The organism is Rudanella paleaurantiibacter, from assembly GCF_009184635.1.
Classification (GTDB): Bacteria; Bacteroidota; Bacteroidia; order Cytophagales; family Spirosomataceae; genus Rudanella; species Rudanella paleaurantiibacter.
Genome location: NZ_WELI01000005.1, coordinates 274,651 through 289,583, shown reverse-complemented (window position 1 = coordinate 289,583; position 14,933 = coordinate 274,651). Strand labels below are relative to the sequence as shown.

At 53.1% G+C, this 14,933-nt stretch carries 13 protein-coding genes; all 13 read left to right on the top strand.

The window, feature by feature from the left end:
- Positions 1-51 precede the first annotated feature (51 nt).
- Positions 52-1,311 carry an ABC transporter ATP-binding protein gene (locus F5984_RS13410; protein ID WP_019986423.1) on the top strand — a complete coding sequence of 420 codons (1,260 nt, stop codon included), beginning with the start codon at positions 52-54 and terminating at the stop codon, positions 1,309-1,311.
- Positions 1,312-1,464: 153 nt separating this feature from the next.
- Positions 1,465-2,544, top strand: a complete 1,080-nt coding sequence (locus F5984_RS13405; protein WP_152124777.1) for a DegT/DnrJ/EryC1/StrS family aminotransferase — start codon at positions 1,465-1,467, stop codon at positions 2,542-2,544.
- Between the two features lie 17 nt (positions 2,545-2,561).
- Positions 2,562-4,697: a protein O-mannosyl-transferase family gene (locus F5984_RS13400; RefSeq protein WP_246168960.1), complete on the top strand. Its 2,136-nt coding sequence runs from the start codon at positions 2,562-2,564 to the stop codon at positions 4,695-4,697.
- Positions 4,698-4,770: 73 nt separating this feature from the next.
- Complete coding sequence (locus F5984_RS13395) at positions 4,771-5,469, top strand: WbqC family protein (protein WP_152124776.1); 699 nt, start codon at positions 4,771-4,773, stop codon at positions 5,467-5,469.
- Between the two features lie 102 nt (positions 5,470-5,571).
- Complete coding sequence (locus F5984_RS13390) at positions 5,572-6,225, top strand: acetyltransferase (RefSeq protein ID WP_152124775.1); 654 nt, start codon at positions 5,572-5,574, stop codon at positions 6,223-6,225.
- Positions 6,226-6,323: 98 nt separating this feature from the next.
- Positions 6,324-7,517 (top strand): glycosyltransferase family 4 protein, encoded by a 1,194-nt coding sequence (locus F5984_RS13385; RefSeq protein WP_152124774.1) that lies wholly within the window; start codon positions 6,324-6,326, stop codon positions 7,515-7,517.
- 75 nt (positions 7,518-7,592) lie between these two features.
- Entirely contained in the window at positions 7,593-8,696 is a 1,104-nt protein-coding gene (locus F5984_RS13380; RefSeq protein WP_152124773.1) for an acyltransferase family protein, read from the top strand.
- A gap of 52 nt (positions 8,697-8,748) precedes the next feature.
- The gene (locus F5984_RS13375; protein WP_152124772.1) at positions 8,749-9,753 is read left to right on the top strand and encodes a glycosyltransferase family protein; all 1,005 of its coding nucleotides are present in this window, start codon (positions 8,749-8,751) and stop codon (positions 9,751-9,753) included.
- A gap of 2 nt (positions 9,754-9,755) precedes the next feature.
- Positions 9,756-10,790: a glycosyltransferase family 9 protein gene (locus tag F5984_RS13370; protein WP_152124771.1), complete on the top strand. Its 1,035-nt coding sequence runs from the start codon at positions 9,756-9,758 to the stop codon at positions 10,788-10,790.
- Entirely contained in the window at positions 10,787-11,620 is an 834-nt protein-coding gene (locus F5984_RS13365; protein ID WP_152124770.1) for a DUF5672 family protein, read from the top strand. The genes F5984_RS13370 and F5984_RS13365 overlap by 4 nt, the downstream gene beginning before the upstream one ends.
- A gap of 19 nt (positions 11,621-11,639) precedes the next feature.
- Entirely contained in the window at positions 11,640-12,653 is a 1,014-nt protein-coding gene (locus tag F5984_RS13360) for a glycosyltransferase (protein ID WP_152124769.1), read from the top strand.
- Positions 12,654-12,707: 54 nt separating this feature from the next.
- Entirely contained in the window at positions 12,708-13,682 is a 975-nt protein-coding gene (locus F5984_RS13355; protein ID WP_152124768.1) for a hypothetical protein, read from the top strand.
- 53 nt (positions 13,683-13,735) lie between these two features.
- Positions 13,736-14,839, top strand: coding sequence for a glycosyltransferase family 4 protein (locus F5984_RS13350; RefSeq protein ID WP_152124767.1), 1,104 nt, complete (start codon positions 13,736-13,738; stop codon positions 14,837-14,839).
- Positions 14,840-14,933: the final 94 nt, after the last annotated feature.

Here is a 14,933-nt window from a genome sequence, read left to right as displayed (position 1 = left end):
GGACCGCAGTTTGCTACGAACCATCCATTACGCGTCATTAATCAAGCGAAGATGTCTGTTATTACGGTCGAAAATATAAGTAAGCATTACATCATTGACCACAAGCGGGGTAAGGGTGGAACCACCCTCCGCGACATGGTGAGTGAGAATTTGCGAAGCTGGTTTGGAAAGAAACGTCCTGACGACGAAGAAGTTACGCATGAGGAGTTCTGGGCCCTGCGCGATGTGAATTTCAACATTGAGCAAGGCGACCGGGTAGGGATTGTGGGGCATAATGGGGCTGGAAAGTCGACACTGCTTAAAATCCTGAGCCGAATTATCGAACCCACAACGGGCTCGGTGAAAATTCGGGGACGGGTGGCCTCACTGCTCGAAGTGGGAACGGGATTTCACCCCGAACTGACGGGGCGTGAAAACATTTTCCTGAACGGCTCTCTGCTGGGCATGTCGCGCAACGAAATCCGGCGGCAGTTCGACGCTATTGTTGATTTCGCCGGGGTCGAGAAGTTTCTCGATACGCCCGTAAAACGCTATTCATCAGGCATGTACGTGCGTCTGGGGTTTGCTATTTCGGCCCACCTCGATCCCGAAATCATGATCGTGGATGAAGTACTGGCCGTAGGTGACGCCGAATTCCAGAAGAAAAGTCTGGGTAAAATGCGCGACAACTCAGCGAGCGGACGTACTATCTTATTCGTGAGTCATAACCTGACGGCGGTACAGGCACTTTGTAATAAAACGCTGTATTTTGAGAAAGGTCAGTTGCTCGAAAACGGCGAGACCAACGCTGTCATCGCAACCTACCTGAGCAAAGTATCACGTACGCGGCTATGCCGGAGCTGGGACACACCCGAAGAAGCGCCCGGCAACGATCAGGTACGGATTAAGCGTATTGAGTTGATTCCTGAATATCAGGACAAACTGACGCACATTGACGTACGGACACCCATGCGCGTGCGGTTCGAGTTCTGGAATATGATGGACAGCGCCAACCTTAACCTGAGCATGCACCTTAACTCACTTACGGGCGAGTGCATTTTCAATGTGGGGTCTAAGTCGCAGCCCTATGGGAAAGGACTCGTTACGGGTGAGTGTACCATTCCGGGGTATTTCCTCAACGACGGGTCGTACACGATCTCGATGATGATTGTGAAAGATACCGTGACGCCCCTCTACCACATGGAGGAAGGCCTCACGTTCGATGTGGAAGATTACCGTGAGGGCGTTGCCTGGTACGGTAAATGGCCTGGCTACGTGCGGCCACAGTTTCAGTTTCACATGGACTCGCTCGTTGCAGAGCCGGTCAAGTAAGCAGTGTATGGGTTGTAATCAGGATTAATGTTGCCTTTTTTACGAGGGCAATGACACCTTCTGACGGGATTGCCTGTCTACGTAGAAGATCATACACTTCGAACCTCTTAATTTTAGCCTTTTTGGTTTGCCCAATCGGGTGAATGCCTGTTTATGCTATATGTCACTAAGTCATACCTGCCCGAGCCAGAAGAGTATTACGAGCAGCTAAAGCGGATTTGGGCATCGGGTCAATTGACAAACGATGGACCGCTGGTCAAAGATCTGGAGAAACAGTTGCAGGCGTATTTGGGTGTAGAGCATCTGAAGTTTACAACCAACGGGACAGTTGTTCTGCAGATGGCTCTGAAAGCGCTGGATATCACCAAAGAAGTGATTACCACACCGTTCTCGTACGTGGCTACCACCAACGCCATTTTGTGGGAAAACTGTACACCCGTATTTGCTGACATTAGCCCCGACGATTTCAATATCGACCCGGACGCTATTGAGCCGCTCATTACCGAAAACACGCAGGCAATTCTGGCCACGCACGTGTACGGGAATGCCTGTCAGATTGAAAGAATCGAGGTTATTGCCCGGCGGTACAACCTCAAAGTGATTTATGATGCCGCGCACACGTTTGGAGCAAGCTACAAAGGTCGCTCCATCCTGAGTTATGGCGACCTGAGCACCTGTAGTTTCCACGCTACCAAGGTATTTCATACCATTGAGGGTGGTTGTATTGTGTGCCACGACCCCGTTATGGAGCGAAAGCTGTACAATTACCGCAGCTTCGGCCATCGCAACGACGACTACTTCAGTGTCGGTATCAACGCCAAAAACTCGGAGTTTCATGCAGCAATGGGCCTGGTGATGCTACCTAAAGTTGCCGGTCTTATTGCAGACCGAAAGCAGGTGGCTTCCTGGTACGACGCCCGGCTGAATTTTGACCGGATCCGGCGGCCAACCATCAGCCCGGATGTAGACTACAATTACGCGTATTATCCCGTTGTGTTTGAGTCCGAAACGGTGCTGTTGCGGGTAATGGCAGCTCTCAAAGCGGATAACATTATTCCCCGGCGGTACTTTTACCCGTCGCTCAACACCCTGGACTTTTTGCCAGCCACGAGTCGGCAAGCCTGCCCTGTGTCCGAAGACTATTCATTGCGGGTGTTATCGTTGCCATTTCATCCGGCCTTGCCCGAGGCAGAGGTCGAGCGGGTAAGTCGGATTATCAACGAAAATGTGTAACGAACTGCGGACAATCTATGGTGTTGCTATTTAACCTGATCGACGGGTCGCTGCTACTATTGCATTACGTTTTATTTCTTCTGTTCATCGGCTACATTGGTCGGCTGGCGTCGGGTATTGCCCGGCGGTCGTTGAGCGAGTGGTGGCTGGTGTCATTTTTACTATTTACAGGGAGTGTCATTCCGGCAGGCTGGATTCTGTCGGCCTTGTACCTTACCGGCAATGCGACGGCCTGGGGCTTCGCGGTATTTATCACGGCTACCGTTCTGGCGTATGCGCTCCGTACACTCGTCCGGTGGCAGGACCCAAACCCGCCCTTACGGTTTTCGGTGCGGCAACTATTGGCCGACCGGTGGGACCTGTTTACCGACTGGTTCCGGGGGCTAACTACCTTCCCAAAAATCGTTTTCTCGGCGATGATCGGGACGTTGACCGTCATTGCAGTCACGAACCTACTGTTGGTGCTGTTTACGGTGCCCAACGAGTGGGATAGCATGACGGGGCATCTTAACCGGGTGATGCAGTACATTCAACGCGGAACCATGCGGCATTTTGGCGGTACAAACTGGAATATCGATACGTACCCCAAGAGTGTTTGTACCATTCAGATTTATTCGTTTCTGATTACGGGTCGGTTCGAGAATGCGTTTAAGCTCATTCATCATCTTAGCTACTGGACGGCTGTTGTGGCCATATTTGGCATTGTGCAGCGACTGGCCCAGCTGCGTGGGCAAGCCCCTTCATTGTCGGCCAGTATTTTCTGTGCGATTGCCTACGCCCTGCTGCCTGATTTTCTGATGCAGGCCATTACCACCGAAACCGACATTGTGCTCACGGCTTACCTCAGCGTGCTGCTCTACGCCTTGTTCTCGTATCGGGCCACGGATGGTCGGGCCACAGAAGGAGCTGGGGTAGGCGTGCGCGAAAACCGGTACTTGTGGCTGGCCGCTATGGCGTTTGCGCTGGCGTTGGGACACAAAATTACGTTCCTGCTACTGTTGCCCTCTGTGTTTATCATTATGATCTACACGGTGTTCTGGGCTCCGTCGTTCGGGATATTCTTCGGGCGTGTGTTGCGCCTGGGGGCCGCTATTCTAGTGGCGGTATCCATCTGGACGTTGCCCACCGGATACCTGAAAAATATTCAGGTCTTTGGCCACCCGATTGGGCCACCAACGGCGCTCAAGCACCAATCCGTTGAACGGGCGGGCTCTACCAAAAACCTGATTATTCAGGGCACCCGCAACGTGATTCGGTACGGATACGACCACATCAATCTGGATGGGATTCGGAACACCGATCTGGGCTTCAAGGCCAATCAGGTAATGCGGATGCCCTTGGTCTACCTGGAGGATAAGCTCAACCTGCGGCTCGACGAGGTGACGGATTTCTCTATCCAGCCGTTTGCGTTCGACCGCCGGTTTGTGTTTTACAACGCCAACCCGTATTGGGGAGTTATCGGCTTCGCGCTCATTTTTCCGCTTATTTTTCTGGTAGGATTGTCGATTGTGCGCTCTATTCCGCACCTGTTTCTGGGAGCGGCCCTGTTGCTGCATTTTATCGCCCTGTCGTACTCCGCCCCTTATGATCCCTTCAAAGGGCGTTATTTTATCGAAACGGGTCTGTTTGGCGTTACTTTCCTGTCATTGCTGTTTCTGGCGCCCAACATCCGGGTCGACGTGCCGGGCCGATTGGTAGGGAAAGCCTATGTGGGTGGGGTTGTTCTGCTCGGGTGTCTTTCGGCGCTGCTCTGCGTGTTTCTTAACATTCGGGCGTTGCCGTTTGCCTGGCGTGAGTTTCCATCAGCATTTGAAGCCGACCGCGTTCGGGTGATGACCATCGGGCGGCCTGATATTTATGTGCCGTACAAGCGCTTCGACGATATGGTGCCCGACACGGCAACCGTAGCTTTAGGTACCATTAACGACGATTATGAGTACCCGCTGTACGGCCCCCGGCTCCAACGGCGACTCATTCCGATCAACCCGTTTGAGCGTGGGGTGCAGCCTATTCCGAAAGAAGCGAGTTATCTCTTTTTTGCCAGCAGCGTGATAAAGCCCCAACCCGGCGATATCCGGCTGGGCACCGATACCACCATGACCCATAATGTAGTGGTGCCGGGCGAAGATTATTACCTGCGAAAATTGAAGTAGTTTCGAGTGGATAAGACCCGTCGATGCCGCATCAACGGGTTTTTCATACTCCAATCCCCAAACTCAGTATCTCATGACTCTTGCCATCATGCAACCCTACTTTTTGCCGTACATCGGGTATTTACAACTGATGAATACGGTTGACAAGTTTGTGTTTTATGATGATGTGGCCTTTATTAACCGGGGTTGGGTAAACCGTAACCGAATGCTGGTTGGGGGGAAAGAACACCTGTTTACAGTGCCGTTGCAGGGAGCAAGCCAGAACAAAACCATCCGGGAAATAGCGCTCAGCAGTGACCCGAAATGGCGCGGTAAGCTGCTCAAAACGGTAGAACAGAGTTACCGGAAAGCGTCGCATTACGAGGATGTAATGCCCATGCTGGAGCGGATTGTGAATTTTGAGGCCGACAATATCGCCGACTACATCTTTCACAGCTTCACCGAACTGACGGCTTACCTCGACATTACAACGGCCCTGATTCCGTCGTCAACGATTTACGAAAATGGCCACCTGAAAGCACAGGAGCGGATTCTGGATATTTGTGGGCAGGAGGGAGCCACTCATTACATTAATCCGATTGGTGGGCAGGAGTTGTACGATCGGCAGCGATTTGCTGATGCGGGTGTCCAACTGAGTTTTATCCAGTCAAAACGAGTAGAGTACACGCAGCAAGCCCCAGAGTTTGTACCTTGGCTGTCGATTCTGGATATCCTGATGGTCAACAACGTTAACGATGTTCGGGCTATGTTCGGTGCTTTTGAACTGGTGTAAGTGCTATTCAGGTTAGGTGTGACAAGTACGATACCTGCCTGACACAGAGAATAATTGGGGCCGCCCGACGGTCTGCTCAACCGCTAATTCGCTCAAAAACGTATGGCAAAAGTAGTCATCTTTGGAATTCTGGACACGGCCGAACTGGCCCACTTCTACCTGACGCACGACTCCGAGCACGAGGTAGTCGCGTTTACCGTCAACCGGGAGTACATGAACAGTACGGAGTTTCGGGGGCTTCCGGTGGTGGCTTTCGAAGATGTAGAAACGGTATTTACGCCGGGCGAATATCATTTTTTTGCGCCTATGACCGGGCGCGGTATGAACAAAAACCGGGAGCGGGTGTATCTGGAAGCGAAAGCGAAAGGGTATCCGTTTATTTCGTACATCAGCTCTAAAGCAACGCACTTTGGCAACGAAATCGGCGAGAACTGCTTTATTCTGGAAGACAATACCATTCAGCCGTTTACCACCATTGGCAACAATGTAGTGCTCTGGAGTGGGAATCACATTGGTCACCACGGTCGGATCGATGACCACGTCTTTTTTACCTCGCACGTGGTTATGTCGGGGCACTGCCATATCGGGTCATATAGTTTTTTCGGAGTTAACAGCACTATCCGCGACTACCTGAATGTGGCTGAGGGCACGCTACTCGGTATGGCCTCGGCACTTTACAAAGACTCTGAGCCGTGGGGAGTGTACATTGGTAATCCGCCCAAAAAACTCCCAAAACCAAGCTACGAAACGTATTGAGTGGTAGTAGGCAGAATGCAGTAGCAGTAGGCAGTATTTGTGCGTCAGCTACTGCCACTGCCTACTGCTACTGCATTCTGCCTACTGCTACTGACTCTATGAACCTACTGTTAATAGGACACGATGCCAACCGGGCCGGCGCACAGCTGGTACTGCTGCAACTCATGCGCCTGTTGCGTGCACAAAACGTAACCATGCGCCTGCTTTTGGGTGAGGGAGGGCCGTTACTGGCCGAATACCAGGCGTTGGCCCCCGTAACCATCTGGCCAGCCGAGCCTGACCATGTGGTAGGGCCCTTGGCCGATAAGGTGCTGGGCAAGCTGGGCGTTTGGGAAAGCCGCTATCGCAAGCAGCAGACTGCCCGGCAGGCTGCCCTCCGGCAGGAGCTTAACCTGGATGGCGTTGATCTGGTGTTAGTTAATACCGTAACGAGCGCCCGTTGGTTCGGTCAGTTGAATCTTTCGCCGAAGGTGCCGGTGGTTACGTTTGTGCACGAACTGGCTATGTCGGTGCAGATGTACACCCAACCCGATGAACTACGCTATTTGCTCGCCCGGACCACGCATATGCTGGCTGTGTCGAAGGCAACGGCCAATTATTACATCGAATCGCACAGCTTCGACCCGGCCCGGATTACCCTGTTTACGCTCATAGATACGCCTACGCTGGTTCAGAACGTCGACCGGGCGCGCGAAGCCGACGGTGCCGGACTGATCCGGCAGTTGGGTATTCCACCCGACGCTATTCTGGTGGGCGGCTGTGGCAATGCCGAATGGCGCAAAGGCAACGACTTGTTTGTGTTGCTGGCTCGTTTAGTGGCTAACCTGGCCCCGGCTGTGCCTATTTACTTTGTATGGGTAGGGATGCCCAAAGGGCCGTACCGCGACGAACTCTGGCTCGATGTGCAAAAAGCCTGGCTTACCGAGCGAGTTCACTTTTTGGAGCCGACGCCCGATGTGCTTCAGTACATGAGTCGCTTTAGTATGTTTGCGCTCACTTCGCGCGAGGACCCGTACCCGCTGGTTGTTCTCGAAGCGGGCCTGTGCGAGGTGCCCGTAGTATGTTTTGCGGGGGCGGGTGGCTCGCCCGAATTGGTTGAGACCGACGCGGGCGTAGTAGTGCATTACCTGCACGTTGACGCCATGGCCCGCGCCATAGTCGCCCTGGCCGAAGCGCCCGAGCAGGCCCGGCAGTTAGGGCAACGGTTACGCGAAAAAGTCCTCGAACGGCATCCTGCTGAGCAAGGGGTCACGGTGTTACTTAATCTATTCACGAAGCTACTGAATAGGTGAGCAAATACTGAAAAACCAGAAATTGCCTGTTATAACCCCAAGTCGATTACGCGCTCGTTGAAGAATCTCGGACATATGCCCCAACTCGACGCCCTCCGCACGTTTGCGGTGGCGTTGGTGATTATTTATCACTGGTTTCCGACCGGTACTGGTATCAACTGGTTGCCCAACGGTACCATTGGGGTGATGGTGTTTTTTGTGATCAGCGGATTCCTCATTACGCGTATTCTGCTTACCAACCGGGCCTCTATTCAGGCAGGAACCAGTACGCTGGGCAATACGTATCGGAACTTCTTTATCAGGCGGGCGCTGCGGATTTTTCCGTTGTATTACCTGGTCATTACGGCCGTTTGGCTCCTGATTCCCGAAGCCTCCGACATCGACGAACGGCCGTTGTATTACTATCTGTACGGCTACAATATTCTGCTTCACCAAACCGGTAACTGGGCCGACCTGCTATCACCTTTCTGGACGCTGGGCGTTGAAGAACAGTTGTATCTGGTGTGGCCGTGGGTAGTGTTGTTGTTACCATCCCGGCGGCTGGTGGGTGTTATAGCGGGTATGGTTGCGGCAGGTATTCTGTTTCGGGCCTACGGCTACAGTCAGGGCGATCTGGACGGGGTGCTGACTCCGGCCAATCTTGACTCGTTCGGTTTAGGTGCACTTTGGGCCTGGGTTACCATGCAGGCAACGGACCAAATAGCTCGGTTTCGGTCGGTGCTAAATGGCGCGGCTGGGGTGGCACTGGTGCTGATGGGTGTTTTACTGTTTCTGCCCGACGACCATATTGCAGTGGTGTTGTTTGAGCGATTTATCATTTCCGTACTGGCCCTTTACCTCGTGGTAGGAGCCAGTTTTGGGTTCAAGGGGGGCGTGGGTAGCGTGCTCGATAACGGTGCCCTACAATACATAGGCCGAATCAGTTACGGTCTGTATGTATTCCATATGATTGTTCCGGGTTATATTGTGCCGTTTGTGTTGCGGGTGATGAACCGGCTGCTACGCGGGCATGTACCTGATTTAGGGTATTGGGGGCATCGGGCATTCAGTTTGGCGGTGCTCATTGCGGTAGCCAGCGTATCATGGTATGCGTTTGAGAAGCCGATTAACTCGCTGAAACAGTATTTTTCGTACAAAAACACACCAACCGATCGCCGAAGAGAGCACCCAACGGAATAAGGGTTAACCCGACTGCCGGCTCGACTTCGTTTGCGAATTCAGACCTCTTTTCATGACCCTCGCATTTACAATTTGTTCTGTCAATTATCTGGCTCAGGCGCGTACCCTGGGCGATTCATTACGACGTACCAATCCGGATTGGACGTATATCATTGGGTTAGTTGATGATCTGGCTGCGGCCAATCTCTCACCAGATCTGGTCCCTGACTTTCCTATGATCGAGGTGGCCAAAATCGGGATTCCCGATTTTGAAGCCATGTGCGACCGGTACGATATTACCGAACTGAATACGGCCGTGAAGCCCTTCTTCATTGATTATTTTTACCAGTCGTCGCCCCGATACGACAAGGTGATCTATTTCGACCCGGACATCATTGTATTTCAACCCCTGACCCGGCTCGAAAACCATCTGGACACCTACAGTATGGTACTCACTCCGCATACCTGTGCGCCCACCCCCGACTGGGAGCGCCCCAATGAGCAGCATCACCTGGGTACAGGTATTTTCAACCTCGGTTTTATTGGACTCAGTAACAGCGCCGAAGCCCGTACCTTTGTAAACTGGTGGAAAGAACGGCTTGTGTACGAGTGCCGTATCGACCTCTGTGCGGGCCTGTTTGTCGATCAGCATTGGGTTAATTTTGCACCGGTGTACCACCAGAACGTCTGGATTGAAAAGCATCGGGGCTATAATGTGGCCTACTGGAACCTGCACGAACGGCAGGCGAGTCAGTCGGGCGAAACATGGATGATTAACGGCGACGAGCCCCTCCAGTTTTTCCATTTCAGTGGGTACGATCCGTACAAACCCGACGAGATTTCGAAATACCAGACCCGGTACACGTTTGTAGGGGCTGTACCCGAGCGGCAGCGCCCCGATATGCGCCCGCTGTTCGAAATTTACCGGACCAGTTTGCTGGCTAACCACAATGACCGGTATCGCAAATACCCTTGTGTGTACATAAAACCGCCCAAGGTAATGCGTTACAAGCGAGTAAGGCGGCTATTGAATGCGCCAATCCATAAACTGATCGCACTACTCGAAGAAAGGAAGTAGCAATGACCACCTGGCCTCGTTTTAAACAACTCTGGACGCATCGGTACCACAAGTACAGTCATATCGCCCATAAATACCTGTCGGTTGCGTATAAATATGGTCTGCTGCGCTGGCGTAAACTGCGCATCGGCCAACGCCCGCTAGTGGCTATTGTGCTGTCTGAACAAATGGGGGATGTTGTCGCCTGTGAGCCCGTTGGGCGTGAAGTGCGTCGGCGGCATCCCAACGCGCATATTGTGTGGTTTGTGCGCAAACCATACCTGGACCTGATTCTGCACAACCCCAATATTGACAGTTACGTGCTGGAGCTTTGCCCCGGCGAACGAACCCGTCTGCTCGATACGGGCGTGTTCGACAAGGTGTATAACCTACATCTGTCGCACCGAAAATGTAAATACTGCAAAGAAGACCCCGTGAATCCGATTGCCGACTCGCTCGGGATCGATTATGCCAATTATTACTTCCACGGCGATCTCTTGGATGTGTTCTCGCGGGCGGCTGGCCTACCGGCTATTACCGATGAACCCCGAATGTACATACCGGAGGCTGATGCCCGGCGGGTAGCGGCCCTGAACCTACCCGACAATGCGGTGGTGATCCACTGTCAGTCGAGCTATACCCCGCGCGATTGGCCTCCGCATGAGTGGGATCGGTTGGTGAACTGGCTCCTCGAAACATACCCGTATCCGGTAATCGAAGTAGGCTTAAAACCAGTTGTACGCAACAGCAACCCCCGGTTTATTGACCTATGCGGACAGCTGAGTATATTGCAAACGGCCGAGGTAATCGGCAAAGCCCGCTTGTTTATCGGTATTGATAGTGGCCCCGCGCATTTCGCCAACGCTATGGGTACAGACGGGGTTATTCTGTTGGGCAAACTGTTCGATTATGTCGAATACCTGCCCTATTCGGGCCGGTACAAGCGGGGCGAGGGGGTTACTATTTTGAATAAGCTGGGCTCTCCGTGCTCCGAACTACCCTTTGAATGGGTGCAGGAGGCTGTTCAGCAACATTTAACCCAGGCCCGGTACGTATGACCAAAAAAGCCCCAACAAGTAGTCTGGTGGGTGTAGTCGTGCCGGTGTACAAGCCGCAACTGAGTCCCTACGAGCGTATTGCCCTCACGCAGTGTACCCGAGTACTGGGGCATTACCCAATTTGGCTCGTGTGCCCGCAAACGCTCGACGTGTCGGCCATCACGGCGGAGTTCCCTAAGCTACAGGTTGTCCGGTTTGCCGATTCGTTTTTCGAGAGCGTGCAGTCGTACAATCAACTCATGTTGTCGAAATCATTCTACGAAGCCTTCTTTGCCTACGAGTACATCCTGATTCATCAGTTAGATGCCTTTGTTTTTCGGGATGAGCTAACGGATTGGTGTCGTCGGAATTATGATTATATTGGTGCCCCCTGGCTCAGGGATATTGATTTTTCGGGTCGGTTAGACGAGTTTATTTTCGACACCAAGAAGCAAATAGCGACCTGGTTGAATCTGAAAAAGGCCGATGGCATAACCCCCCGTGAGATCATTACCCTGAATGAAGTCGGTAATGGTGGTTTTTCGTTGCGCCGGGTCAAGGCCATGCATGCCTGCCTGCAACGGTTCGAGCGCACCATTCAGGAATACGAGGCCCATTCGCTGCATCAGTACAACGAAGATGTATTTTTCAGCATCGAAGTAAACCGGTACTGGCCGCACCTGCGTATTCCGAACTTCCGAACCGGGCTACGCTTTGCCGTAGAGTTTTACCCCGAGCGGGCCGTTCGGGATTACAATGGCGGGCAACTGCCGTTTGGGTGCCACGCCTGGGATATTCATGGTACCGATTACTGGCGGCTGCTTTTTGCCCAGCTGGGCTACCAAATTTGAGCTACGTGTAATGATGCAAATGCCTGTTCCGAAAATTTCGATTGCGTTATGTACATACAACGGCGAAACCCATCTGCGTGAGCAGTGGGATAGCCTGCTGAAACAAACCCGACAACCCGACGAAATCGTCGTTTGTGACGACCGCTCAACCGACGGCACCTGGGCATTGGTGCAGGAACTTGCCGCACAGGCCCCGTTTGCCGTTGTGCCCGTGCGAAACGATGCGCAACTGGGATTCAACAAAAATTTTGAGAAGGCTCTGAGCCATTGCACGGGCGATCTGGTGTTTATCTGTGATCAGGATGATTACTGGTTTCCTGAAAAACTACAGACCATGACCCACTTCATGGACACCCAGCCCGACGTTCAGATTGCCTTTTGCAATGCCTACATGGCCGATGATGCTCTGCAGAATCTGAATCGACTATTTTGGACACAGGTACGGCTCGATGCCCTGCAACAACAGCGCTGGAAAGAGGGCCTCGCCATGGAGGTGCTGCTTGATGGGAACCGCATGATGGGGTGCGCTACCGTGATTCGGCGGACGTTTATGAGCCGCCTGTTGCCTATTCCTACTGATATTCCATCGTACATCTACGATGGCTGGATTTCACTCGTTGGGGCGTCGATGAACGTGATTCAGTTTGTCGACAAGCCGTTGCAGTTGTACCGTACGCACGAACAACAGCAGGTAGGGGTGCGGGCTCAACCACCGGGCCCCCGGATTCGGTTGAGCGACCGTTTTAGCCGGGACCGCTCCTTAAAATTAGAGCCGTTGGCGAAGATGCGTGACAAATTGCTGCGTATAAGGCACTACCTTCGCGAACGCGTAGATCCAAACCTGGATGGTATGAAACAGCTGGACCGTAAATTGGCCCATTATACCATGCGTAGTACCTTGCCCGACAATCGGCTCCGGCGACTTTGGCCCGTTCTGAACGATCTGCAGAATGGGAATTATCACCGCTACGCCGACCCGTCGGCCGATTGGTACAGCCCGTATCTGGCGGCCGTCGGTGATATGCTTGAATAATCCGAATAGGCAGGGGGCTCCCAGGCCTGTCACTTGTAAACTACAAACTGGTTAGTGTCTGATTTATTATTTCTGACAGTCTGTACCGTCCGACAACTCCCGCAGGCGCTTGCGCTGGGTCAATCGGTCGACAGGCTGCACCCCAATGCTACGTTCTTAATAGGTCTGGCCGACGCCGAACAGGGTATAGCCGGCATTAATTTGCCGTATCAGGTATTGCCGGTTTCATCGATGATAGAGCCCGGTATGCTGAATACTCTGTCCGGGCAGTACTCGCCCACTGAGTTAGCGGGGGCGCTGAAGCCAACATTTATACGAGCCGCCTACACGCAGTTTCCGGAGGTTCAACACCTGATTTACCTCGACCCTAACTCGGCTATTTACGCGCCACTGACACCCGTGCTGGAACGGTTGCAAACAGCCTCGGTGCTGCTCACGCCGTTTATGCAGAAAGCACCAGCCGATGATGCTCTGCCCGACGAGAAGTATATGCAGAATATAGGGCTGTATAATGCCGATTTTCTGGCGTTTCGTCGGTCGGCGGAAACTGATCGGATGCTGCCCTGGTGGGAAGATCGGGTGCAGACCCGGGCCCGTATCGATTTTTGCGAAAGCCTGTGCCTCGATCAGATCTGGCTCATGCACGTCCCCGCCTTTTTTGATGGTGTGCAGATTGCGAAAAACATCGACTGGCACCGGGGGCTTTGGAACTGGCACGAATGGGGGGGCACAGCAGATAAACCTGAACAGCCACTGTGGGTCAACTTCAAAGGTCTCTACAACCGAAACGAGGGGTTTTTTGCCTACCAAACTCGCGTTGATCCCACCCGTGACTCTGCTCTGCAACGTCTCCTGACCGACTACCGCGCGGGCGTACAGCGGCTGGCACAACCCGCTTTTGATCGCCCGCCTGCCTACGGTCGTCAACCCGAAAAGCCGGTGGTGTTTGGCTGGCGTCGCGGGGCGGTGGAGGCTTTGCGTAGTCTGGTCAATCAGATAAACACCATGCCCTTGCCCGTTTGGAAATAAACGTAGCCCGAAGCCCTATGGGGGCTCAGCAAACTCCCATCGAATCGCGTACCATGAATATACTGTATGACCATCAGGCCTTTACCGGGCACACGTACGGCGGGGTGGCTCGGTATTTTTACGACCTTTTGCGTTGCCTGACTCAGGAAGAGGGAGTGACGTTCGACCTTTCGCTGTTATTGTCGAATAGTGAGTATCTGGCCAATCGGCCGTTTGCCAATCACTTTACGTTCAAGCCGTTGGCACACAACCAACGGGCCAATCAGGTAGCCTCGGTTTTGAACCGGATGAATAGCATTCGGCACCTGCGGGCTGGCCGGTTCGATGTGTTCCACCCGACGTATTACCATCGGTATTTTCTGGATTATATCGGCAAAAAACCGTTTGTGATTACGTTTCACGATGCCACCAGCGAACGTTACGCCGATCAGTTTCCCGACGTGGGACAGCATTTGCCCGAACTGAAAAAAGTGTTGCTCAACCGGGCCGATCGGATTATTGCTGTGTCGGAGTTTTCGCGGCAGGAGATCGAGCGATTTTTTGGCATCCGCCCCGACCGGGTCGATGTGGTGCATCTGGGCACGACGCTGGGCGAGACCGATACGACGGGGCTTCAGCCATTGCCGTATGAATACCTGCTTTACGTAGGTAAACGCCCGCTCTACAAAAACTTCGACCGGTTTTTCAAGGCCATCACGCCTTTGTTGAAACGCCACCCCGAACTGCACCTGGTGTGCGCGGGTGGAGGCAGTTTTACGCCAGGCGAACAGGCCTTATTTGCTGCGGTCGGGCTTTCTGGACAGGTGCATCAGCATCCAATCACGGATGCCTCGCTTTTACATTTGTACCAGCACGCCCGGGCGTTTGTGTTTCCGTCGCTCAACGAAGGGTTCGGAATTCCGGTCCTTGAGGCTTTCAGCGGCAAGTGCCCGGTGCTCCTGAGCGACCGAAGCTCATTGCCCGAAGTAGCGGGCGAAGCCGCCGTTTATTTTGATCCCGAAAACGATGAATCGATGCTTTCGGCTGTAGAGGGGTTAGTTTTCAACGACGCACGCCGGGCCGAACTTGCGGCACTGGGTACAGAGCGACTTAAACTCTTTTCCTGCGAGAAAACCGCTCATCAGACCCTACAGGTTTACCGCGAATTGGCTCCTTGAGCACGGCCCGATAGGTTTGTACCCTATTTTTGTACCTTAGTACGATTCAATCTGAGCTATTTATCTGTGCACGATTCATCAACTCGTTCGCTAC

Excerpts from the sequence above, each read along its gene's own strand:
- F5984_RS13360 (WP_152124769.1), top strand. The coding sequence starts at position 11,640 with ATGCCTGTTCCGAAAATTTCGATTGCGTTATGTACATACAACGGCGAA.
- F5984_RS13405 (WP_152124777.1), top strand. The coding sequence starts at position 1,465 with ATGCTATATGTCACTAAGTCATACCTGCCCGAGCCAGAAGAGTATTAC.
- F5984_RS13370 (WP_152124771.1), top strand. The coding sequence starts at position 9,756 with ATGACCACCTGGCCTCGTTTTAAACAACTCTGGACGCATCGGTACCAC.
- F5984_RS13390 (WP_152124775.1), top strand. The coding sequence starts at position 5,572 with ATGGCAAAAGTAGTCATCTTTGGAATTCTGGACACGGCCGAACTGGCC.
- F5984_RS13410 (WP_019986423.1), top strand. The coding sequence starts at position 52 with ATGTCTGTTATTACGGTCGAAAATATAAGTAAGCATTACATCATTGAC.
- F5984_RS13400 (WP_246168960.1), top strand. The coding sequence starts at position 2,562 with ATGGTGTTGCTATTTAACCTGATCGACGGGTCGCTGCTACTATTGCAT.
- F5984_RS13350 (WP_152124767.1), top strand. The coding sequence starts at position 13,736 with ATGAATATACTGTATGACCATCAGGCCTTTACCGGGCACACGTACGGC.
- F5984_RS13395 (WP_152124776.1), top strand. The coding sequence starts at position 4,771 with ATGACTCTTGCCATCATGCAACCCTACTTTTTGCCGTACATCGGGTAT.
- F5984_RS13375 (WP_152124772.1), top strand. The coding sequence starts at position 8,749 with ATGACCCTCGCATTTACAATTTGTTCTGTCAATTATCTGGCTCAGGCG.
- F5984_RS13385 (WP_152124774.1), top strand. The coding sequence starts at position 6,324 with ATGAACCTACTGTTAATAGGACACGATGCCAACCGGGCCGGCGCACAG.
- F5984_RS13380 (WP_152124773.1), top strand. The coding sequence starts at position 7,593 with ATGCCCCAACTCGACGCCCTCCGCACGTTTGCGGTGGCGTTGGTGATT.
- F5984_RS13365 (WP_152124770.1), top strand. The coding sequence starts at position 10,787 with ATGACCAAAAAAGCCCCAACAAGTAGTCTGGTGGGTGTAGTCGTGCCG.